Source organism: Brevundimonas sp. Leaf280, from assembly GCF_001422455.1.
Taxonomy (GTDB): Bacteria; Pseudomonadota; Alphaproteobacteria; order Caulobacterales; family Caulobacteraceae; genus Brevundimonas.
Genome location: NZ_LMNC01000005.1, coordinates 132,778 through 154,530 on the forward strand (window position 1 = coordinate 132,778; position 21,753 = coordinate 154,530).

19 protein-coding genes are annotated in these 21,753 nt (G+C 68.0%); 7 read left to right on the top strand and 12 right to left on the bottom strand.

The window, feature by feature from the left end; translation table 11 throughout:
* Position 1: 1 nt before the first annotated feature.
* Together recQ and ASF31_RS10460 are read right to left on the bottom strand one after the other, a co-directional pair.
* Positions 2-1,843, bottom strand: a complete 1,842-nt coding sequence (gene recQ, locus ASF31_RS10455) for a DNA helicase RecQ (protein WP_055754701.1) — start codon at positions 1,841-1,843, stop codon at positions 2-4.
* Between the two features lie 120 nt (positions 1,844-1,963).
* Positions 1,964-2,941, bottom strand: a complete 978-nt coding sequence (locus ASF31_RS10460) for a complex I NDUFA9 subunit family protein (protein ID WP_055754587.1) — start codon at positions 2,939-2,941, stop codon at positions 1,964-1,966.
* 115 nt (positions 2,942-3,056) lie between these two features.
* Here ASF31_RS10460 and ASF31_RS10465 point away from each other — a divergent pair, with 115 nt between their 5' ends.
* Positions 3,057-3,488, top strand: a complete 432-nt coding sequence (locus ASF31_RS10465; RefSeq protein WP_055754588.1) for a DUF488 family protein — start codon at positions 3,057-3,059, stop codon at positions 3,486-3,488.
* 2 nt (positions 3,489-3,490) lie between these two features.
* On the opposite strand, the gene ASF31_RS10470 is transcribed toward ASF31_RS10465, so the two are convergent.
* Together ASF31_RS10470 and ASF31_RS10475 are read right to left on the bottom strand one after the other, a co-directional pair.
* Complete coding sequence (locus ASF31_RS10470) at positions 3,491-5,443, bottom strand: M1 family metallopeptidase (protein ID WP_055754589.1); 1,953 nt, start codon at positions 5,441-5,443, stop codon at positions 3,491-3,493.
* A 62-nt stretch (positions 5,444-5,505) separates the two neighbouring features.
* Entirely contained in the window at positions 5,506-6,756 is a 1,251-nt protein-coding gene (locus ASF31_RS10475) for a multidrug effflux MFS transporter (protein ID WP_055754702.1), read from the bottom strand.
* Positions 6,757-6,884: 128 nt separating this feature from the next.
* Between ASF31_RS10475 and ASF31_RS10480 the strand changes: the two genes are divergently transcribed.
* On the top strand, positions 6,885-8,330 hold the full coding sequence (locus tag ASF31_RS10480) for an AMP nucleosidase (protein WP_055754590.1): 1,446 nt from the start codon (positions 6,885-6,887) through the stop codon (positions 8,328-8,330).
* 161 nt (positions 8,331-8,491) lie between these two features.
* Here ASF31_RS10480 and ASF31_RS10485 read toward each other — a convergent pair whose 3' ends face one another.
* Together ASF31_RS10485 and ASF31_RS10490 are read right to left on the bottom strand one after the other, a co-directional pair.
* Positions 8,492-9,343, bottom strand: coding sequence for a metallophosphoesterase (locus ASF31_RS10485; RefSeq protein WP_055754591.1), 852 nt, complete (start codon positions 9,341-9,343; stop codon positions 8,492-8,494).
* The gene (locus tag ASF31_RS10490) at positions 9,343-10,278 is read right to left on the bottom strand and encodes a diacylglycerol kinase family protein (protein WP_055754592.1); all 936 of its coding nucleotides are present in this window, start codon (positions 10,276-10,278) and stop codon (positions 9,343-9,345) included. Before ASF31_RS10490 ends, ASF31_RS10485 begins: the two co-directional genes overlap by 1 nt.
* A gap of 142 nt (positions 10,279-10,420) precedes the next feature.
* Here ASF31_RS10490 and ASF31_RS10495 point away from each other — a divergent pair, with 142 nt between their 5' ends.
* The 3 genes from ASF31_RS10495 (at position 10,421) to ASF31_RS10505 (ending at position 13,580) form a co-directional block, all read left to right on the top strand.
* Positions 10,421-10,771, top strand: a complete 351-nt coding sequence (locus tag ASF31_RS10495) for a glycine zipper domain-containing protein (RefSeq protein ID WP_055754593.1) — start codon at positions 10,421-10,423, stop codon at positions 10,769-10,771.
* A 119-nt stretch (positions 10,772-10,890) separates the two neighbouring features.
* Positions 10,891-11,331 carry an OmpA family protein gene (locus tag ASF31_RS10500; RefSeq protein ID WP_200918615.1) on the top strand — a complete coding sequence of 147 codons (441 nt, stop codon included), beginning with the start codon at positions 10,891-10,893 and terminating at the stop codon, positions 11,329-11,331.
* Positions 11,332-11,456: 125 nt separating this feature from the next.
* Positions 11,457-13,580 (top strand): protein-disulfide reductase DsbD, encoded by a 2,124-nt coding sequence (locus ASF31_RS10505; protein WP_055754704.1) that lies wholly within the window; start codon positions 11,457-11,459, stop codon positions 13,578-13,580.
* A gap of 3 nt (positions 13,581-13,583) precedes the next feature.
* Here ASF31_RS10505 and ASF31_RS10510 read toward each other — a convergent pair whose 3' ends face one another.
* Genes ASF31_RS10510 through mutM form a run of 5 tightly spaced genes read right to left on the bottom strand, consistent with a single transcriptional unit; the run spans position 13,584 to position 17,237 of the window.
* Positions 13,584-14,483 carry an alpha/beta fold hydrolase gene (locus ASF31_RS10510; protein ID WP_200918616.1) on the bottom strand — a complete coding sequence of 300 codons (900 nt, stop codon included), beginning with the start codon at positions 14,481-14,483 and terminating at the stop codon, positions 13,584-13,586.
* Between the two features lie 51 nt (positions 14,484-14,534).
* Positions 14,535-15,323 (bottom strand): enoyl-CoA hydratase-related protein, encoded by a 789-nt coding sequence (locus ASF31_RS10515; RefSeq protein WP_055754595.1) that lies wholly within the window; start codon positions 15,321-15,323, stop codon positions 14,535-14,537.
* A 59-nt stretch (positions 15,324-15,382) separates the two neighbouring features.
* Complete coding sequence (locus tag ASF31_RS10520) at positions 15,383-15,826, bottom strand: hypothetical protein (protein ID WP_055754596.1); 444 nt, start codon at positions 15,824-15,826, stop codon at positions 15,383-15,385.
* A gap of 3 nt (positions 15,827-15,829) precedes the next feature.
* The gene (locus ASF31_RS10525) at positions 15,830-16,369 is read right to left on the bottom strand and encodes a DUF1697 domain-containing protein (RefSeq protein WP_055754597.1); all 540 of its coding nucleotides are present in this window, start codon (positions 16,367-16,369) and stop codon (positions 15,830-15,832) included.
* 4 nt (positions 16,370-16,373) lie between these two features.
* The gene (gene mutM, locus ASF31_RS10530; RefSeq protein WP_055754598.1) at positions 16,374-17,237 is read right to left on the bottom strand and encodes a bifunctional DNA-formamidopyrimidine glycosylase/DNA-(apurinic or apyrimidinic site) lyase; all 864 of its coding nucleotides are present in this window, start codon (positions 17,235-17,237) and stop codon (positions 16,374-16,376) included.
* 123 nt (positions 17,238-17,360) lie between these two features.
* On the opposite strand from mutM, the gene ASF31_RS10535 reads away from it, so the two are divergent.
* Entirely contained in the window at positions 17,361-19,406 is a 2,046-nt protein-coding gene (locus tag ASF31_RS10535) for an OPT family oligopeptide transporter (RefSeq protein ID WP_055754599.1), read from the top strand.
* Positions 19,407-19,550: 144 nt separating this feature from the next.
* Here ASF31_RS10535 and ubiG read toward each other — a convergent pair whose 3' ends face one another.
* Complete coding sequence (ubiG, locus tag ASF31_RS10540; protein WP_156356010.1) at positions 19,551-20,369, bottom strand: bifunctional 2-polyprenyl-6-hydroxyphenol methylase/3-demethylubiquinol 3-O-methyltransferase UbiG; 819 nt, start codon at positions 20,367-20,369, stop codon at positions 19,551-19,553.
* A gap of 56 nt (positions 20,370-20,425) precedes the next feature.
* Here ubiG and ASF31_RS10545 point away from each other — a divergent pair, with 56 nt between their 5' ends.
* Positions 20,426-21,700: an aspartate kinase gene (locus ASF31_RS10545; protein WP_017505449.1), complete on the top strand. Its 1,275-nt coding sequence runs from the start codon at positions 20,426-20,428 to the stop codon at positions 21,698-21,700.
* Positions 21,701-21,753 lie beyond the last annotated feature (53 nt).

A 21,753-nucleotide genomic window follows, 5' to 3' on the forward strand; every position in this document is an offset into this window, starting at 1 on the left:
TCTAGAGGGCGGCCAACGCCTCCAGCACGCCCTTGCCGTAGCGATCCAGCTTCGACTGACCGACGCCGGAAATGGCGCCCAGACTGTTCAGGTCGCCCGGCTCGGCGTGGGCGATCTCCAGCAGCGTCCGGTCCTGGAAGATGACATAGGGCGGGACGTGCTGTTCCGAGGCGCGGTCGCGGCGCCAGGCGCGCAAGGCCTCGAACCGGGCGCGGACGTCCGCGTCCATCGTCTCCAGCGCCGCATTGCGGCCTTCGCCCGATCGGTCACGACGGCGCGGGGCGGTATCGGCCCTCAGAGGCGCGCGACGCACCTCGATCTGGCGCTCGCCGCGATAGACGGCGCGCACCGCTTCGGGATCGCCCAGCCCGACCAGCGGCTTGCCGTCGTTGGGATCCTCGGCCAGCAGACCTTCGAACAGCAAATGATCGACGATCTCGCGCCAGCTGTTCAGCGAAATCTCGCGCCCGATGCCCCAGGTGGACAGTTGCTGCTCCCACGGCTGCACGTCCTTGGTGCGGGCGGTCAGGTGATCGACGACGCGATTGCGCCCGAACCGGCCGCCCAAGCGCTGCACCGCCGCCAACGCCTTCTGGGCCGGGACGGTCGCATCATAAAGCTGGGGCGGGTCGCCGCAGATGTCGCAGACGCCGCAAGGCTGGGCGTCATGCTCGCCGAAGTATCGCCGCACGGCCTGGGCGCGACAGACGGCGCCGTCCAGCATGGCGAACAGCTGACGGGTCTTCCTGACCTGGACCTGTTTGACCTCCTCGGCCATCGGGCGGCTATCCAGCCGACGCAAGGACCAGGCGATGTCGGACGGCCCATACAGGGTGATGCCCTCGGCCGGCTCGCCGTCGCGCCCGCCGCGCCCGATCTCCTGCCAATAGGCCTCAAGCGAACCGGGCGGATCGGCGTGGATGACGAAGCGGACGTCGGCCTTGTCGACGCCCATGCCGAAGGCGATGGTCGCGACCATGACGGCGCCCTCTTCGGCCAGGAAGCGTTCCAGCCGGCGGTCGCGCTCCTTCGTATCCATGCCGGCGTGATAGGCGATGGCGTTGGTCCCGGCGTCGCGCAGGGCCTGGGCCACGCGGTCGCAACCGTCGCGGCTGCCGCAATAGACGACGCCCGACTTGCCCCGCCGTTCGCGCACGAGTTCGATGACCCGCGCATCGGTCTTGGCCCGAGACGCGCTCTCCTTGCGCTCAGCCGAAAGTTGCAGGTTCGGACGCGCGAAACTGTCGACGAAGACCGTCGCCTCTTCCAGCCGCAGCGAGCGCAAGATGTCGTCACGGGTGCGGGCGTCGGCGGTGGCGGTGACGGCGATGCGCGGCACGTCGGGGAACCGCTCGGCCAGCAGGCCCAGGTTGCGATAGTCGGGGCGGAAGTCATGGCCCCATTGCGAGACGCAGTGCGCCTCGTCGATGGCGATCAGGCTCAGCGGCAGTTCCGCCAGCCGGTCCATCATGGCGCCCGCCGCCAAACCTTCGGGCGAGACATAGAGCAGGTCCAGCTCCCCCGACCGCGCCGCCGCCCAGATGGCCGAACGCTCGTCCAGCGACACGCCGGAATCCAGCCGCGCCGCAGCGACGCCCTGCTGCTTCAGCGCCTCGACCTGATCGGTCATCAGGGCGATCAGCGGCGACACCACCAGCCCCAGTCCGGGGCGCAGGATGGCCGGGATCTGATAGCAGACGCTCTTGCCGCCGCCGGTCGGCAGGACCGCCAGCACATCGCCGCCCGACAGGATCTGCTCGACCACCCGCCCTTGCAGCCCCCGGAAGTCGGCGTGACCCCAGACGCGCGCCAACAACGCCCGCGCGTCGTTCAGGTCAGGCATATCGGTCGAGGAAAACTGGGGGCGCGTGGCCGGCATCCTTAAGCTGTGCACTCTTTGTTCCCGAACAGAAGACGCCGCCGGCCGCGAAGGCGACCGGCGGCGGCGTCATAGGGGGAGGGTTTAGTGGGCGGGCGCTTCGGCGAACTGGCCGCCGACGCGATAGCGCCACAGATAGGACGGGGCGATCGCCGCCATGCCGGCCGGATGCTCGATGCCCAGATCGCTGAGGCCGAGCGCATCGGCGGCGACCACATTGTCCTTCTCCAGCATCAGCACCTGATCGCGCGTCAGCGGCGGGGTCAGGCCGACGAACCGGCTGAGTTGCAGCAGCGAACCCAGGGGCTTGGCGACGATGAAGGGCACCGAAACCAGCATCCGGTCACGGCCCGTCTCGCGACGCACCAGCTCCAGCACCTCGCGGAAGGTGTAGAGGCTCGGCCCGCCCAGTTCGTAGGTGCGGCCTGCGGCGTCCGCGCGGGTCACGCCGCGCGCGATGGCCTCGGCGACATCGCCGACATAGACCGGCTGGAACCGGGTTTCGCCGCCGCCGATCAGCGGCAGGGCCGGCGCCATCGTCGCCATGGCGGCGAAGCGATTGAGGAAGCTGTCGCCCGCGCCGAACACCAGCGACGGACGCAGGATCACCGCGTCCGGATAGACGGCGCGAACGGCGGCCTCGGCCTGGGCCTTGGTGCGACCATAGGCCGAGGGGCTGGCGGCGTCGGCGCCGATGGCCGAGATCTGGACCAGGCGCTCAACGCCCGCCGCCTTGGCGGCCTCGGCGATGGTCTTGGCCGCCTCGGTGTGGACGGCGTCGAAGCCGCGCTTGCCGCCTGCGTCATGCAGCACGCCGACCAGATTGACGACGGCGTCCGCGCCGCGCACGGCCTGCGCCACATCCGTCGGGTTGGTGATGTCGCAGCGCATGAACTGGATCTGTCCGGGATCGCCCAGCGGCTGGATTTCGATCGCCAGGACCGGGTTGCGCACGGCGACCCGAATGCGCCAGCCGCGACGCGCCAGGGCGCGCACCGCCTGCGACCCGATAAAGCCCGAACCTCCGAAGAGGGTCACGACGCCGGGGGCGAGGTCAGCCATGGGGAAAGCTCCAGTCGAAATCCGTTTCGGCGGGATAGACGATAGGGCGCCGCACCGCAACGCGAGCCTTCACGGTCACGCTGGCGTTCGACGCGCGGCCGCCCATCTGAGGCGGATGAAGCTTTTCACCATTGGCTACGAGGGCGCGACCCAGGCCGACGTCATCGCGCGGCTGAAGACGGCCGGCGTGCAGACCCTGGTCGATGTTCGCGCGGTCGCCGCATCCCGCCGCGCCGGCTTTTCTAAGACGATCCTGGGCGAGAGCCTGAAGGTCGAAGGGATCGACTATGTCCACCTGCGCGGGCTGGGCACGCCCAAGGCGGGACGTGACGCGGCGCGCAAGGGCCGTGTCGAAGAGATGCGCGCCATCTTCGCCGATCACTTGGCCGAGCCCCAGGCGCAGATCGAATACGAGCGGCTGAAGGCGCTGGCGGCCGACAAACCCGTCGCCCTGCTGTGCTTCGAGGCCGACCACGCCGGCTGCCACCGCGCCGTCCTGGCGGAACGACTGTCGGAGGAAACTGGCGTGGCGGTCGTGGACCTCTAGCCTTACGGCCGTCCGACCAGCTGATCGACCGAACCGCTGGTGACCGGGTGATAGAGCGGCCGGGCCTCGGCGTAGATGCGTCGCGCATTGCCGCGCCCCCAGTCGCCCTCATTCCACAGGGTCTGGAACAGCGGCAGGACGAACTTGCGACGGCCCTGGCTGGTCAGGAACTTCTCGGCCGTGGCGACCGACGGCTGATAGCGATGGGCCAGGGCGATCTGCAGCCAGGCGAAGGCCAGTTCGGCGTTGCCTTCGTTCGCCAGGTTCAGCGTACGCTCCAGATCGGCCAGCTGCGCATTCGTCAGCCAGTCGGCGCCCGTCCGCAGACCCTCGGGCCGCCAGCCCAGGAAGCGCTGGCGCTGCTGGGTGTTCCAGTCCGTCCACGGAATGGCCGAGGCCGGTCCCTTGTCCTTGAAGAAGGCGACGGCGGCCGCGTCCACCGGCTCGAAGGCATGGGACACCGGCGCGACGGCGTTGGACGGCAGGCCGGGCTGATAGACCCAGGCGTCCATCTGCAGCTGGCTTTCCAGCGCCGCGTCGCCCTTGATCAGGTTGTCGCGGATGTCCTTCAGGAACATGGCCGTGGTCATCGGGCGATAGGCGTTGCGGTCGAAATAGCCGCGCAGCCAGGCGTCGAACCGATCCCGCCCGACGGTGCGCTCGATGGTCCGCAGGAACAGAGCGCCCTTCTCATAGGCGATGTCGTTCATGCCATCATCGGGATCGCGGCCCTTCAGGTCCAGATGCAGGCGGGTGTCCGCCGCCGGCAGGGACTTCAGCGTGTCCTGAAGGCTGTCCCAGCCCAGCACCTGCTCCTGCATGGCGCGGTCATGGCCATAGACCGACTCCATGATCCGGTTCTCGAAATAGACGGTGAAGCCCTCGTTCAGCCAGAAGTCGTTCCAGGTCGCGTTGGTGACCAGATTGCCCGACCAGGAGTGCGCCAGTTCGTGCGCGACCAGCGACACCAGCGAGCGATCGCCGGCGATGATCGTCGGGGTGGCGAAGGTCAGCTTCGGGTTTTCCATCCCGCCGAACGGAAAGGACGGCGGCAGGACCAAGAGGTCGTAGCGGCCCCAGCGATAGGGGCCATACAGCTTCTCGGCCGCCGTCACCATCTGGGCGGTCGGCTCCAGCTCCCATTGGGCGGCGCGCAGGCGGCTGGGCTCGGTCCAGACCCCGGTGCGGCCGTCGAACGGTGCAAAGGCGATGTCGCCGACGCCCAGCGCGATCAGATAGGGCGGGATCGGATTGTCCATCCGGAAGCGCCAGGTCTTCATGCCGTTTGCGGCTCGCTCGCCGTTGGGCGTCAGGTGATCGGCGCTCATGACCACCGTCAGATCTTCGGGCGCGGTGATGCGGGCCGAATAGGTCTGGCGGATGCCGGGGCTGTCCTGGGTCGGCACCCAGGTGCGGGTCAGGATCGCCTGGCCCTGGCTGAACAGATACGGCTTCTGTCCGCCGGCCGTTTGGCTGGGGCTCAGCCATTGCAGGGCCGCCGCATTCGGGCGGGTCGAATAGCGGATGGTGATCTTGCGTCGCTCATTGGCGGCGAAGGCCGGGAAATAGACCGTCAGCGGCTGGCCCAGGATCGGGTCGTTGTCGCCGACGACATAGCGCAGCGGCTGGCCCGCCGCGTCGCGCACGTCCTGAATGTCCAGGTCGCGGATATCCAGCACGATCTCGTTGGCGCCCGGGATCGCCAGGACGTCCAGGGTCGCCGTGCCCGCCAGGGTCTTGGCGTTGAAGTCGGCGGTCAGATCCAAGGCGACATCGACGACGCGGGCGATCTCGGGCCGGGCGTGGGTGTGGACGTCCACCGCTTCGGGACCGGGCGCGGGGGCGATGGCGGGCGGGGTCATGGCCGACCCTCCCGTCGTGGTGGAGCAGGCGCTCAGACCCATGGCGGCGGCCAGGGCGAGGGCGGAGACGAGACCGAGCGCTTTGCGCGTCATCGAGGTTTTCCTGGGCTGATCTTGACGATTGGCCCGGAGAACGCGCGGAAACGCGAAAAAGATCAAGCCTTGGCGGCGACCGGCGCGTGATGGGCCCGGAACAGCCGTCCCCGCTCAGCGAACAGCACCCAGCCGAGGGCGATCAGGCCGAAGACGGTGAAGCCGACCGACATCGGAATGGTCGTGCCATTGAACTGTTGGCCCACCGCAAAGCCCAGCAGCGAGCCGACGATGGTGGAGATGAACCCCTGGATCGAGGCGGCCGTGCCCGCGATCTTGCCCATCGTCTCCATCGCCATCGATCCAAAATTGCCCGCGATCAGGCCAAAACAGAACATGGTCAGGGTCTGCAGCACCGCAAAGGTCCAGATCGATTCATGGCCGCTGATCGCCACCCCCGCATGAATGGCGGCGATGCTGGTGAAGCCGATCAGGGCGGTGTGCGAAATCTTGCGCGAACCCAGCTTCACCACCAGACGCGCATTGACGATCGAGGCCACGGCGATGCCGCCCGCGATCAGCGCGAACACCGCCGGAAACGCCGCCTCGGCGTGAAAGACGTCGGCGAAGATCTGCTGTGACGAGTTGATGAAGCCGAACAGGGCCCCGGTGATCGCCGTCATCGCGAAGGTGTAACCGACGGCCGTACGATCGGTCAGGGCGATCTTGTAGGCCGCCGTCAGACGCTTGACCTGAATGGGCAGACGGTCCTCGGGCTTCAGCGTCTCGGGCAGTCGCAACGACGCCCAGACGATCAGGCCGACCCCGATCAGGCCCAGCCCGGCGAAGATCCAGCGCCACGGCCCTACCAGCATGATCAATTGTCCCAGCGACGGCGCCAGGATCGGCACGCCCAGGAAGACCAGGAAGCTGAACGACATGACCCGCGCCATGGTGCGCCCCTCATAGCGATCGCGCACGATGGAGACGGCCAGCACGCGAGTGCAGGCGCTGCCCAGACCCTGGCCGACGCGGGCCATGATCAGCGTCTCGAAGGTCGGCGCCAGGGTCGCCAGCAGGCTGAACATCACATAGACGCCGACGCCGAACAGCAGGACAGGCTTTCGCCCGAACCGATCCGCCAACGGACCGTAGAACAGCTGCGCCCCGCCGAAGCCCAGCAGATAGGCCGTCACCACCCATTGTCGGTCGTTGTCGGTCGCCACGTTCAGGTCGGCGCCGATGTGCGGCAGGGCCGGCAGCATGGAATCGATCGCCAGCGCATTCAGCGCCATCATCAGGGCTATGAGGCAGACGAACTCGACGAAGCCGAGCTCCTTCTTGGCGGGCGCTGACGCAAGGGAAGAAGACATCCGGGCCAGATGCGCCGTCACGCCCCGATCCGCAACCGCACGCCCGTCATAAATTGCTGCAATGCAGCGAAATCGGGTTTGAACGAGCGGCGCCTCGCCAAAGCCGCGAAGCTTCGCTAGAGGAAGTCATGACAGAACAGATGACAGCACAGGCGGCGCTGGACCGCCTCGAAACCCTCTACACCCAATCCGTGACCAACCTTCGCGACGCCGTGCGGGATTTCGTCAATACCGGCGCGCGGCCCGATCCGGTCAAACGCGCCGAAGGGGTGTTCGCCTATCCCGAACTTCGCATCCGCTGGGACGGGGATCGCCCCCAGGACCTGGAGCCGCGCGCCTACGCCCGGCTGTCGAGACAAGGCAGCTATTCGACCACGATCACGCGGCCCGACCTTTTCCGCCCCTATCTGACCGAACAGTTGGGCCTGCTGGAGCAGGAATATAACGCGACTTTCGAAGTTGGCCTGTCTCGCCAGGAGATCCCCTTCCCCTATGTGACCGACGGGCTTGAGGTCGCGCTGGACCGGTCGATGACGGCCGCCCTGGCGCGCTGGTTCCCCACTACGGACCTGGCCCATATCGGCGACGAGATCGCCGACGGCCTGTTCGAAATGGGCGGCGACTTTCCCCTGTCGCACTTCGACGGCCTGCGGACCGACTTCTCGCTGGCGCGGCTGAAACACTACACCGGCACGCCGGTGGACGACGTTCAGTCCTATGTCCTGTTCACGAACTACAATCGCTATGTCGACGAGTTCGTGCGCTGGGCCATCGAGCAGCTTCGGACGCCCGGCTCGCCGTATCAGACCCTGTCCTGCGCCGGCGGCGTGGTGATCACGCGCGATACGCCCAACCCCGAGGCGGCGATCAGCGACACGGCCTGGAAGAAGCACCAGATGCCGGCCTATCACCTGACCGCGCCGGGCCATAAGGGCGTGACCCTGGTCAACATCGGCGTCGGCCCGTCCAACGCCAAGACGATCACGGATCACCTGGCCGTCACCCGTCCGCACGTCTGGCTGATGATCGGTCACTGCGGCGGCCTGCGCGCCAGCCAGACCATCGGCGACTATGTGCTGGCCCACGCCTATCTGCGCGACGATCACGTTCTGGACGCGGTGCTGCCGCCCGACATTCCAATCCCCTCGATCGCCGAGGTGCAGCGCGCCCTGTACGACGCCACCAAGTCGGTCAGCGGCATGCCCGGCGACGAGGTCAAGCTGCGCCTGCGCACCGGCACCGTCGTCACCACCGACGACCGGAACTGGGAGCTGCGCTATTCCAAGTCGGCCCTGCGCTTCAACCAGAGCCGCGCCGTCGCCATCGACATGGAAAGCGCCACCATCGCGGCCCAGGGCTATCGCTTCCGCGTACCCTACGGAACGCTGCTTTGCGTGTCGGACAAGCCGCTGCACGGCGAGATCAAACTGCCGGGTCAGGCCAACCGCTTCTACGAAGGCTCGATCTCCGAACACCTGCAGATCGGCATCCAGGCGGTCGATCTGATGCGCAGCGAAGGCTCCAAGCTGCACTCGCGCAAGCTACGCGCCTTCGACGAACCGCCGTTCCGGTAGGCGAGAAAGTCTCCTCCCCACAGCGTGGGGAGGGGGACCGCGGAGGGGTAGAGGTGTTGTTGACCCACTGGCGCCTGCAATGTGGCGAAGAACCCCTCCGTCTCCCCGCTAAGCTTCGAGCCACCTCCCCGCTTCTCAGGGAGGGGACGGATCTGAAGTCTTTACACCGCAGCCTTCTCCAGCGCGCCCGGCTCGAGCGGGCTGGGCGCGGTGGTCGCCTTGCGGGTGTCCTGACGGCGCGGCAGTCGCCACACCTGGTGCGAGCGATAGCTGGTTCCATCCCAAGCCAGGGCCGTCACGGTGATGGTCTTGGCGTCCCAGTCGATCTGGTTGAAGCCGGGCGGCGCGCCGCGCTCGCGATGCGATAGCGTCCCGCAGCCGACGGCGTAGGAGCAGCGGTCCGCCAGAGGGATCGGCATGGCGAACGGCACATGGACGTGGCCGGTCATGATCAGATCGACCCCCGCCTCGGCGAAGATCAGGGCCGCCTCGTCGCCGCGCTTGACGTCGCCGGTCATCGGCGTGCCGACCATCTCGATCAGCGGATGGTGGCAGGCCAGAATTCGCAGCGCGCCGATGGGCGCCTGACGCAGGGCCTCGGCCGCACGGCGCGTCTGGTCCAGATCGATGACGCCCTTCGACCAGTTGGGCCGCGCCTGCCAGCCGCGCGCGGTGACGACCCCGCGCACCATGACCGCATCGCTGCAGAACTGCCCGTCGTGGGCGGGAAAGCCTGTCGCCGTCTCGAACGCCCGCCAAGGATGGAAAACCCGCGCGATGGCATCCCAATAGGGCACGTCATGATTGCCGACGATGACGAAGCGTGGCTCTGGCATGGCCCGCATCCATTCGCCGGCCGCCTTGAACTCGTCGGGGAATCCCTTCTGGGTGATGTCGCCGGTGATCAGCACCAGATCGTTGGGCGTGGCGTGGGCGTAGTCCAGAGCGGCGGCGCAGGCGCGTTTGTGCTCGCAACCGAAATGGACGTCGGAGAACTGAAGAACGCGTCCCACTAGATGCTGTCCTCGGCCGAGGGCGGCTTGGGCGCCAGGGCCTTGAAGGCCTTGGGCACGAAGCGGATCACGGCCTCGGGCTTGAGCAGCAGCGGCTCGCCGTCGATCACGGCCGGAATTTTCGAGCGGGCGCGCACCTCGATCCGTTTCGCCGGACGGGTCGAGACGGCCGGATCCTGACGCCAATCGCTGAACAAGGCTGTCGCAGCCAGGCGGAAGGCCTGGGTTGTGTCGCTGGGGTCCATGGCGGCGGCCTCCAGTCCAATGGGATCCTCCATCGCCTTGGAGATCATCGGGCTGATCAGCACCAGAGCCTCGGTGCGGCGTTTCTCGCCGCCATCGAGAGTGAAGCGCAGACGGCCGGAGAAGGCGCGTTTCAGGGCGCGACGACCATATTGCCAGGCCAGCTTGATCTTGCCGGTCCGCATCGCCTCGCGCGCCGGGGCCCACAGCGCCGGCGATCCCAGAATGGCGGCGCAATAGAAGTATTCGCCCTGAACCTCGCCGCCCGATACGGCCTGAGGCTCGCCCTCCTCCAGCGCCCGCTTCAGCGCCAGCTTCCAGTCGCCGGTGCCATAAAGCGCCTTGGGTAACATGTTCATCGTGCCGCCAGGCAAGGGCGCGATCATCGGTCCGTCAGGCTTGGCCTTCGACGCCACCGAGCGCGCCGTGCCGTCGCCGGCCAGAACGAAGATTACGTCCGGCTTGGCGGCGAAGGCGTCGGCGATGATCTGGTCGAAGTTGCCCCCTTCAAACGACACGACCTCGGCCTTGAGGTCATACTGCCCCAACAGGGCTTCGGCCTCGCCGGCGGCGCGGGGCCCCACGCTTCCGGACAGCGGATTGACCAGCATCACAGCGTGCCGGATCTGGGCATGGGGCGTCAACGCAGTTTTGTCGTCTGCATCGGAGGGGGGTTGGGCGACATCGGTCATGGCGGCCGAACGCCCCGCAGGCGCCGTCGTTCCGCCCAAGCGTCACCATAGTTGCGGATGCAGCCTGCCGACGCGGAACCTATGCCGCGAGGACACGTTTGCTGCCCACAGGGGCCAACACCCAGGGACAAAGGAATTCACCATGAAAAAGGCGATTATCGCGATTGCCGGCGCCGGCCTGCTGGCTTCGGCCTGCGCAAGCGACCCATATGGCTATAACAACGGCTCGAATGAAACCGTCCGCCAAGGCGCCATCGGCGCCGGCCTGGGCGCCGTCGCCGGCGCAATCATCGGCAACAACGTCGGCGGCGGCAATGCTGCGACCGGCGCTCTGATCGGCGGCGCCCTGGGCGGCACGGCCGGCGCCATCCGCGGCTCCAACCAGGACCGCAACAACCAGCAGCGCTACCGCGACAATCAAGGCCGCTACTACTACTGCTACGATAATCGCCAGGACGAGTGCTACTGGGACAACGGTCAGCGCCGTTATTGATCAGTGATCAAATGCCGGTCGCGAAGGTCCGCGACCGGCGTTAGGTTGAAGAGGCGGCCTGTCGGACGACGGGCCGCCTCTTTTGCGTAATGGGCCGGCCGAGCCGGAGGAGGGCTGAGATGAAGCGATCGATGGGTCTGGCTGTGGCGGCCGTTGGAATGCTGGCGGCGTGCGCGCCGATGCCCAAGCGCGAGGCGCTGGTGGTGGGCGAATCGCTGTGCGCGCCGGGGCGTTTCGACATCTATTTCTTGGAGAACCAGGCGCGGCTGACCGAGCCGGCGGCGATGGTGCTGAAGGCGGCGGCGAGCAAGGCGAAGGATTGCGACGTGCGCAAGGTGCGCGTGGTGGGCCTGGCCGACGCCACGGGAACGCCCGAAGCCAATCTGAACCTGTCGCAGCGGCGCGCGCGGACCGTGGTCGAGGCGCTGACCCAGGCGGGCATGCCCGCGCCGATCTTCGAGCTGAACGCCGCGGGCGATGCGGGCGCCACAACGGCAGCCGGCAATGACGAACCGCTGCGGCGCCGCGCGGAAGTGATCTACGAGGCCTATCCGCGCTGATCGACGCGGGGGCGGGCGCAGCGATGGCGCGGGGACGCGTGACGCATTAGGTTGCGGCGCTCCCCTTCGCCTGCCGGAACACGCGTTTGCGCCTCTTCGCCCTTTTTCTCAGCCTGCTGTTTAGTTTGACGGGCGTTTCGGCGACCGTCTCCCAGCCGGTGCAGAGCCAACCCACGGGCGTCGTCGCCTTCGGACCGCAGCGGACCGAGCGGATCGAGGCCGAACTGGTCCCGATGTCGGAATGGGTCGCGCCCGGTTCGACGACCGTGGTGGCGGTGCGCCAGAAGATCGCGCCCGGCTGGCACACCTATTGGCGCAATCCGGGCGACAGCGGCGGTGCGACCAGCCTGATCTGGACCCTGTCCGCCGGGGTGACCGCCGATCCGATCTTGTGGCCCCTGCCCAGCCGCCAGCGGCTGATGAGCCTGATGAACTACGGTTATTCGGGCGCGGTGCTTTTGCCAGTGCCGATCCATGTGCCCTCGACGGCGCGGCCGGGCGAAGTGCTGACCCTGACGACGGACGCGATGTTCCTAGTGTGCAGCGACCGTGAGTGCGTGCCCGAGCCGATGACCCTGTCGCTGGCGCTGCCGGTGCGCGAGGGCGCAGCGCCCTTGGCCAAACCCTGGGGTGAAGAGATCGAGCGGCTGGTCGAAACCGCGCCTCGCCCGGCCGGGATCGAGGCGCGCGTCACGCGTCAGGGCGGCCAGCTGATTCTGACCGCCACCGGCGGGCCGCTGATTGGGGCCGACATCGGCCAGGTCTATTTCTATCCTTTCGACGGCGGGCGGATCGACCATGCGGCGGCCCAGTCGGGCCAGCGGGGTCCGAACGGCCTGACCCTGACGCTGACGGCCGGCAAGGATGCCACGCAGACGGAGCTGAGCGGGGTCCTGGCGACCGACAAGGGCGCGTGGGAGATCACGGCGGAGCCGGGCGCGCCTCTGGCAGGCGTCCAAGGCGGCGCGGCGCTCAAGCCGCTGGACGAAACCACGGCGACGCCGACGAAGACCAGCGCTTGGGTCTTTCTTCAGGCGCTGGGACTAGCGCTGCTGGGCGGGTTGGTGCTGAACCTGATGCCTTGCGTCTTCCCAGTTCTGGCGATGAAGGCGGCGTCGCTGTCGGCGGCGGCGCATGATCCGGCGCGGGCGCGGCGCGACGGCCTGGCCTTCACCGCCGGGGTGCTGGTCAGTTTTCTGGTTCTGGCCGGCGTTCTGCTGGCGCTAAGGGCGGCGGGTCAGGCGATCGGCTGGGGGTTCCAGCTCCAGTCGCCGGGCGTGGTCGCCGCCCTAGCCCTGGTCATGCTGCTGGTCGGGTTGAACCTGTCGGGCGCCTTCCATGTCGGCGCCGGATTGCAGAACGCGGGGTCCGGCCCCCTGTCGCGCCTGCCCGGTTCCGCGGGCGCCTTCTTCACCGGCGTTCTGGCCGTGGTCGTCGCAGCGCCCTGCACCGCGCCCTTCATGGCCGCAGCGCTCGGCGCGGCCCTGGTCCTGGCCTGGCCGATGGCGCTGGCCGTGTTCCTGATGCTGGGGCTGGGCCTGGCCCTGCCCTATCAGGTGATCAGCCTGTCGCCCGGCCTGCTGTCGCGCCTGCCGCGACCGGGCGTCTGGATGGAGCGGCTGAAGGGTCTGCTGGCCTTTCCCATGTATGGCGCGGCGCTGTGGCTGCTGTGGGTGTTCACGCGACAGGGCGGCGTAGACGCCTTGGGCCTGCTGCTGACGGCGGCGCTGCTGCTGGCCCTGGCGGCCTGGTTGACAGGCCTGGCGCAAGCGGCGCGCCAGCGTGATGAACGACCGATCCTGACCACGATCTGCGCGGTCGTCGTCGGCGTTCTGGCGCTGGGCCTGGCAGGCGTTGCGGCCGGTGCAGCGCGGAATGCGAACGCCGCGCCGCAAGGCGACAGCGGCCCGCTGGCGGCCCAGCCCTGGTCGGCGGCGGCGGTGAATGCAGCGACCGCCTCGGGACGCCCCGTGCTGGTCAATCTGACCGCCGACTGGTGCGTGACCTGTAAGATCAACGAACGCGCGGCCCTGTCTTCGCCGCGTGTCGCCAAGGCGATGCGCGAAGCGAACGCCGCCTATTTGGTCGGCGACTGGACCCGGCGCGACGACGCCATCACGCGTGAGCTTCAGGTGCACGGGCGATCGGGCGTGCCGCTGTATCTGCTGTATCGACCGGGTCGGGCCGAGCCGGAAATCCTGCCGCAACTGCTGACCGAGGGCGTGGTCGTGGATGCGCTGAAGGATTGAGCGTCAGCTCAGGAACCGCTGCACCGCCGCCAGGAACCGCTGCGGCTGTTCGATCATCACCTGGTGCTCGGCGCCTTCGATCCGCTCGAACCGCACCGGGCGCGCCAGGCCTTGGAATCCGTAGCGATACAGCCCCTCCAACCGGTTGCGGGGCGCGTCGGGATCGCGGGTCCAGCCATAAACGACAGTGACCGGGGCGGTGATCTGCGACAGGCGGGGGCGCAGATCGACGGTAAGGGCCTCATACAGACCCTGGGCCAGGACGCGCCGGTCGCCGCCCTGAAGCCCCAGCCCCTGGAACACCATGTCGCCGGCCAGACCCATGTCCACGCCGAAGGCCGCGACCTGCGACTTCAGCGCCTGATCGCCGAACAGGAGCAGGGCCTGATAGCCCAGCCGGGCCAGGGGCTCGACCTGATCCGATGTGGTGCGCGCATCGATCAGCGACGGGAAAAAGGGCGAGGAATCAACCACCATGACGCGCCCGATCCGGTCGCCCATATCGGCGGCGACGCGCAGGGCGATCTGGCCGCCCAGAGAATGGCCGATCACGGCGGGACGGTCGATGCGCTGCTCGCGGATGTAACGTTCGATCTCGCTGGCGGCCGGGCCGGCCAGACCGCCGCTGACATTGTCGCCGATTTGCGTCTCGCCGAAGCCGCGCAGGGTGACCAGATGCACCCGGTAACGGTTATCGAGCCGATCCGCCGTCGAACGCCAGGCCGAGCCGGTCGAGCCCAGGCCGGGGATGAAGATGAGGTCCGGCCCCCGCCCGCGCGTCTCGACGATGATGCGGCTGGAGCTGAAGGCCGGAGCCTGAGCTTGGGTCTGGGATTGGGCCTGGACGGCGACAGGGGCGAGAACGAACAGGGTCGCAAGGAGCGAGGCGAGGAGGCGGATCATCATTCGCCCCTAACGCCCGATCACGGCGATCGGTTGACCCGCGCCTGCGACCTATCGCCCCTTGAACTCGGGTTTGCGCTTTTCGACGAAGGCGGACATGCCCTCCTTCTGGTCCTCGAAGGCGAACAGGGAGTGGAACAGGCGGCGTTCGAACTGGACGCCTTGGGTCAGGGTCGTCTCCAGCGCGGCGTTGACCATCTCCTTGTTGGCCATGACCGCCAGCGGGCTTTGCGAGGCGATCTTGGCGGCGATCTTGCGCGTTTCGTCCAGCAGGGTGTCGTGTGGGAAGACGCGCGAGGCCAGACCGGCGCGTTCGGCCTCCGTCGCATCCATCATCCGGGCCGTCAGGACCATGTCCATGGCCTTGGACTTGCCCACCAGACGGGTCAGGCGCTGGGAACCGCCGATGCCCGGCGCGACGCCCAGGTTGATCTCGGGCTGGCCGAACTTCGCCTTGTCCGAGGCGACGATGAAATCGCACAGCATGGCCAGTTCGCAGCCGCCGCCCAGGGCGAAGCCGTTGACCGCGGCGATGATCGGCTTTCTGAACCGGGTGATCCTGTCGTGGCCGAGGGCGAAATAGTTGCCCGCGTACATCTGGGCATAGGTCTGGTCCGCCATCTCCTTGATGTCGGCGCCGGCGGCAAAGGCCTTTTCGCCCGAGCCGGTCAGGATCAGGCAGCGCACGCTGTCGTCCTGTTCGACGCTGTCGAGGAAGTCGGCGAGGTCCTTGAACAGGGCCGCGTTCAGGGCGTTCAGCGCCTCGGGCCGGTTCAGGGTCACCACCGCATAGCCGTCGGCGTGGCGTTCGATCAGCAGGTTGGAATAGGCGTCGGCCATGGTCGGTCTCCTTTGACGGCGGTCATACAGGCGCGAGGCGGGGCCCGCTAGCGCAGCCGCTATCGTCGGGGCATCAGCGCCAGGGTCAGGGCGGCGCGCGCCAGTTCGACCACGACCACCATGCCCAGCAGAAGATTAGCCGCGATGACCTGACCCCGCGCGCCGGACAGGTCCAAGGTCCAGCCGAAGACGGACGACAGGGCCAGGATCAGCGCCGAGATCAAGACCAGGCCGACCAGCAGCATCAGGGCGACATGACCCGCCTTCAGCGCCGCCTGGAGCGTCGGCCCCTCGTCCAGCACGCGGGCGCGGCGGCGGAACAGCCGGGCGATCAGGCCGGTGGCGGCGCCCTCGGCGACGGCGGCGACGACCAGGGCGGCGACGAACCACCAGATCAGGTCACCCAGATCGCCGGTGCGCAAGCCCTGGACGAAGTGGACAAAATAGGCGCCCCAGACCAGGACGCCGACGATCAGACTGATCCACAGGTGGATTTTGCGCATCGCTCAGTCCTCCAACCCGACCATGGCGGCCAGTTTCTGCACCGTGTTCCAGTTGCGGCCGGTGCCGACGCCGATCAGGCGCGGCTGGGCCTTCTCCGCCATCTTCGAGCGACCCAGGCCGTCAGGATGCCAGAAGAACAGGTCGCCGCCGGACGGCTCGACCCGCTCGTCCCCCGCCGCGCAACCACGCAAGGCCTCGACCGCCCCATCCTTGATCCCGGCCTTCATCACTATGACCAGCAGTTTGGAGCCGTCGATCCCGGCCTGATCCGCGAACGGATTGGCGGCCATCAGCGCTTTCCATTGCGCGGGCGTGCGCACGATCACCTCGATGGGGCGGCCGAAATGGGCGGCGATGCCCTGCTGCAGCCGCGCCTCGACATCGGCAGGTTCGGCGTCGCTCTCGACGATCAGATTCCCGCTGGCCAGCAGGGTGCGCGGGTTGGCGAAACCGGCCTCGACGGCGATGGCCTTCAGCTCGGCCATCGGGACCTTGACCCCGCCCACATTGACGCCGCGCAACAGGCAGATGCGGTCGCTCATGGGCTTACCTCTTCTGGCAGGAGGAGCAGTAGAAGGTGGAACGGCCGCCCTGGACGATGCGGGCGACGACGCCGGTGCATGTCTCACCCCGACACGGCTCGCCTTCGCGGCCATAGACGTCGAACCGGTGCTGGAAATAGCCCTGGCCGCCCTCGGCGTTGGCGAAGTCGCGCAGGGTCGAGCCGCCCGCCGCGATGGCGTCGTTCAGGACGTTTCGAACCTCGGTCGCCAGACGCTCCAGCCGCGCCTTCGACACCGATCCAGCCGCGACCAAGGGCGAGATGCGGGCGCGGTACAGGGCCTCGCAGACATAGATATTGCCCAGGCCGGCGACGATCCGCTGATCCAGAAGGCTGACCTTGATGTTCTGCTTCTTGCCCGCGAAGGCCTCGACCAGATGGGCGCCGGAAAAGCCGTTGCCCAGCGGCTCGGGCCCCAGACCGGCGAACCAGGGATGGGTCTCGATCTGGTAGCTGGATATCAGGCCCATGAAGCCGAACCGGCGCGCGTCGGCGTACCCGATGCGGGTCGCCGCCCCATCGCGAATGGCGCAGCCGCTGAAATGTTCGTGCTTGCCGGCGATGGGCGCGGCCTCCTCGAACTCTCCAAGCAGGGTTCCGTCCAGGGTGAAGCGGCCGGTCATGCCCAGATGGGTGATCCAAGTCTCGCCGGTGGACAACGGCATCAGCAGATATTTGGCCCGCCGGTCTATCCGCAGCACCGTCGCCCCCTCCAGCCGTTCGACAAAGCGCTCGGGGAAGGGAAATCGCAGGTCGGGCCGGTTGATCCGGACCCGTGACAGCCGCGCGCCCTCCAGCACCGGCGTCAGGCCGCGTCGGACGGTTTCGACCTCGGGAAGTTCGGGCATGGGCCGGTCCTAGCCCGTCCGGGTCGCGGGGCCAAGCGGCGGGGGCGCCCGCATCTGACCGCGACCAGTTGCCGCCTGCGACAGAATGCGCTTACGTCCGCCGCGAACGTGGGGAATTTTTCGATGACTGACGCCGCCGCCGCCCCGAAGGGCCGGCTTGAGCTTACCCTTCGCGCCCTTGTGCTGGGCGTGCTGCTGGCGGTGGTCTTCACCGCCGCCAACACCTACCTGGGCCTGAAGGTGGGCCTGACCTTCGCTTCGGCCATTCCGGCGGCGGTCATTTCGATGGCGATCCTGCGCGGTTTCCGCACCTCGACCATCTGGGAGAATATGACGGTCCAGACCGTCGCCTCGGTCGGCGGCGCCATGAGCTCGATCATCTTCGTCCTGCCCGGCCTGGTGATGATCGGCTGGTGGCTGGAGTTTCCGTTCTGGGAATCGACGCTGATCTGCATCTTCGGCGGCATACTGGGCGTCACCTTCTCGATCCCGCTGCGTCGCGCCCTGGTGACCAACGGCGGCCTGCCCTACCCCGAAGGCGTCGCCGCCGCCGAGGTGCTGAAGGTCGGCTCGCGCGGCGCCGAACAGACCGAAAGCGCCGTGCGCGAGAACAAGTCCGGCCTGTGGGTCGTGGTCGCCGGCGCCGTGGTGTCGGCCGGTTACGCCCTGCTGGTCGCGGGTCGCGTCTTTGCTGGCGAGACGGCCAGGTTCTTCAAACTGCCGGCCGCCCTGGGCGGCGGCGCGACGGGCGTCGGCTTTGGCATGCAGTTCGCCCTGCTGGGCGCCGGTCACCTGATCGGCCTGACGGTCGGCCTGGCCCAACTGTTTGGTTTGATCCTGGCCTGGGTCATCGCCGTGCCGATCCTGACCAGCCCCGACACCATCGCCTGGCTGACCTCGCACGGCCTGCCCTCGATCGCCGCGACCCTGCCGGCCGGGACGCACGCCGAAGAGCTGGCCATGACGGTCTGGAGCCGCGAGGTTCGCTTCATGGGCGCCGGCGTCATCGGCGTGGCGGCGATCTGGACCCTGATCAAACTGGCCGGTCCGCTGATCGGCGGCCTGACCTCGGCCCTGGCGGCCCAGTCCAAGCGCTCGCACGGCGAGGTGCTGGAGCGGACCGAACAGGACATTCCGATCAAGATCGTCGGCGCCGTCTCGGTGGCGGCCCTGATCGCCATCGCCGGCCTGTTGACCTGGATCGCCCTGGCCTCGCCCACGCTGGCGGCGTCCGCGCCCCTGCTGGTCGTCGGCGGCCTGGTCTATGTGGTGCTGATCGGCTTCGCGGTCGCGGCCATCTGCGGCTACATGGCCGGTCTGATCGGCTCGTCGAACAGCCCGGTGTCCGGCGTGGGCATCCTGGCCATCATCGTCGCCTCGCTCCTGATGCTGGGCGTTATGAAGATCGCCGGCGTGCCGGCCGACGGCTCCATCATCGCCTTCGCCCTGATCGTGACGGCGGTCGTCTTCGCCGTCGCCGTCATCGCCAACGACAACCTTCAGGACCTGAAGACCGGCCAGCTGGTCGACGCCACGCCCTGGCGCCAGCAGGTCGCCCTGATCATCGGCGTCGTCGCCGGCGCCCTGGTCATCCCCTTCATCCTGAACAAGTTGAACGGCGCCTTCGGGTTTGAGGGCGGTCCTCCCGGCATCGCCAACGAGCCGCTGGCGGCGCCCCAAGCCACACTGATCTCGGCCTTGGCGCGCGGCGTCATCGGCGGCGACCTGCGTTGGGACCTGATCGGCCTGGGCGCGGTGATCGGCGTGATCATCATCGTGCTGGACGCCGTCGTGTCCAAATCGACCAAGGGCAAAATCAAGCTTCCGCCTCTGGCCGTGGGCATCGGCTTCTATCTGCCGGCGGCCGTGACGACGATGCTGGTCATCGGCGCCGTGGTCGGCTGGTTCTATGACAAGGCGGTCAAGACGACCCGGTTCGCCGATGTGGCGCGCCGCATGGGCGTGCTGCTGGCGTCCGGCCTGATCGTGGGCGAAAGCCTGTTCGGCGTCTTCTACGCCAGCGTCATCGTCGGCACGAACAGCGACGCCCCCTTTGCCATGATCCCCGAAGGCTCGGCCTGGCCCGCCATGCTGGCCGGGATCGTCGTCTTCGCGGCGGCGGTGTTCGGCCTCTACAGCTGGACGCGCAAGAAGGCCGAAAAGGTCTGATTTTCTCCCTCCCCTTTCATGGGGAGGGACGGCGAAGCGAAGCGGAGCCAGGGTGGGGAGGTTAAGGCCACCCCGCTCGCGCCCTTACGCCCCCACCCTGATCGCTGCGCGATCGTCCCTCTCCATGAAGGGGAGGGAGATTGCTTAAGCGCCGCGCGTGGCGACCATCATATAGTTGATGCCCGCATCGTCGGTCTGGCTCCATCGGTCGTGAAGCGGGTCGTAGTTCAGGCCATACGGCCCTTCGACCGTCACCGGCTCGGCGGCCAGCATCGCGCGGATTTCCTCGGGCTTCAGAAACTGGCGCCAGTCGTGGGTGCCGGCCGGCACCCAGCGCAGGATGTATTCCGCCGCCACCTTGCCCAGGGCCAGCGACTTCAGGGTCCGGTTCAGGGTGGCGACCATCATCACCCCGCCCGGCCGGACCAGGCGCGAACAGGCGCGCACGAAGCCTTCGGGATCGGTGACGTGTTCGATCACCTCCATCGTCAGGACCACGTCGAACGGCCCCGCCCCTTCCGCCTCGATCTGTTCGACCGTGGCGGCGCGATAGGCGATCTCCAGGCCCACCATGTCGGCGTGCGCGCAGGCCGTCCCGATGTTCTCGGACGAGGCGTCGAGGGCAGTGACGTCAAAGCCCATCCGCCGCATCGGCTCGGCGATCAGTCCGCCTCCGCATCCGACGTCCAGCAGGGTCAGACCTTCGAACGGCGCGCGCGCCTTGGGATCGCGGCCCAGCCGCGTGCAGAGCTGGTCGCGGATCAACGCCAGCCGCGCGGGATTGAAGCGGTGCAGCGGCGCGAACGGCCCGTGCGCATCCCACCATTCGGCCGCCTGGGCCGAGAAGCGCGCCACGTCGGCGGGGTCGATCGATGCGCCGAACGCCGTTTCGGACGAATTTTGCGAAAAACCATTCCCCTGTTGGGGTAGGCGAGACGGAGCGGCGCCGTTAGAAGCGGTCATGACGCGAGGGATGAACCTTCGCGCCCTTTCACGCAAGCAGGGGGCGGAACGCCACGATGACGCGGCCCGATACGACACGACTGGTGATGAAGTTCGGCGGCACCTCGATGGGCGACCTCGAACGCATTCGCCGTGCAGCGCGGATCGTCGCGGCCGAAGTCTCGGCGGGCAAGCAGGTCGCCGTCGTCGTCTCCGCCATGGCGGGCAAGACCAACGAACTGGTCGCCTGGACGGACGGCGCCGGACCGGCCGCTGCGGGCCTGCCGCTCAGCGACGACGAATATGACGTGGTGGTCGCCTCGGGCGAACAGGTGACCTCGGGCCTGTTGGCCGCGACCCTGCGCAACATGGGCTTCAACGCGCGGTCGTGGATGGGCTGGCAGGTGCCGATCCTGACCGACGACGCACACGCCCGCGCCCGCATCATCGACATCCCCGGCGAAAAACTGGGCGCCGCCGTCGACGCCGGCGAGATCGCCATCGTGCCCGGCTTCCAGGGCGTGACGGCGGACGGCAAGATCACGACCCTGGGGCGCGGCGGTTCGGACACCTCGGCGGTCGCCGTGGCGGCGGCCCTGGGCTGCCCCTGCGACATCTATACCGACGTGGACGGCGTCTATACGACCGATCCTCGCATCGAAAACCGCGCGCGCCGCCTGGCCAAGGTGTCCTACGAAGAGATGCTGGAGATGGCGTCCCTGGGCGCCAAGGTGCTGCAGACCCGCTCGGTCGAGCTGGCCATGGCCAAACAGGTGCCGGTCCGCGTCCTTTCAAGCTTTATCGAACCCGACGCGAATGGCGTCATGCCCGACAAGGGTGGAACCCTGATCTGCGACGAGGAGGAGATCGTGGAAAAACGTATCGTGTCCGGTGTGACCATGAGCCGTGACGAGGCCCGCATCACCCTGCTGGGCCTGTCCGACCGGGTGGACGCGCCCGCCGACGTCTTCACGCGCCTGGCCGAGGCCAACGTCAACGTCGACATGATCGTGCAGAGCCAGTCACGCACCGCCGGAACGGTCAACCTGACCTTCACGACCGGCCGTCGCGACGCCGTGCGCGCGGCCGACCTGATGACCGCCGCCAAGGAGCAGCTCGGCTTCGAGGAAATCCGCGTCGACGAGGACGTGGCCAAGGTCTCGGTCGTCGGCGTGGGCATGCGCAGCCATGCGGGCGTCGCCCAGACCATGTTCAAGGCCCTGGCCGACAAGGGCGTGAAGTTCCAGGCGATCTCGACCTCCGAGATCAAGATCAGCGTGCTGATCGACGCCGCCTACGCCGAGCTGGCCGTTCGCGCCCTGCATTCGGCCTATGGTCTGGACGCAGTATAGGTGATCTGAACAGGGCGCCTATATCCACGAAAGAGGCGCGGGAGACATGATGC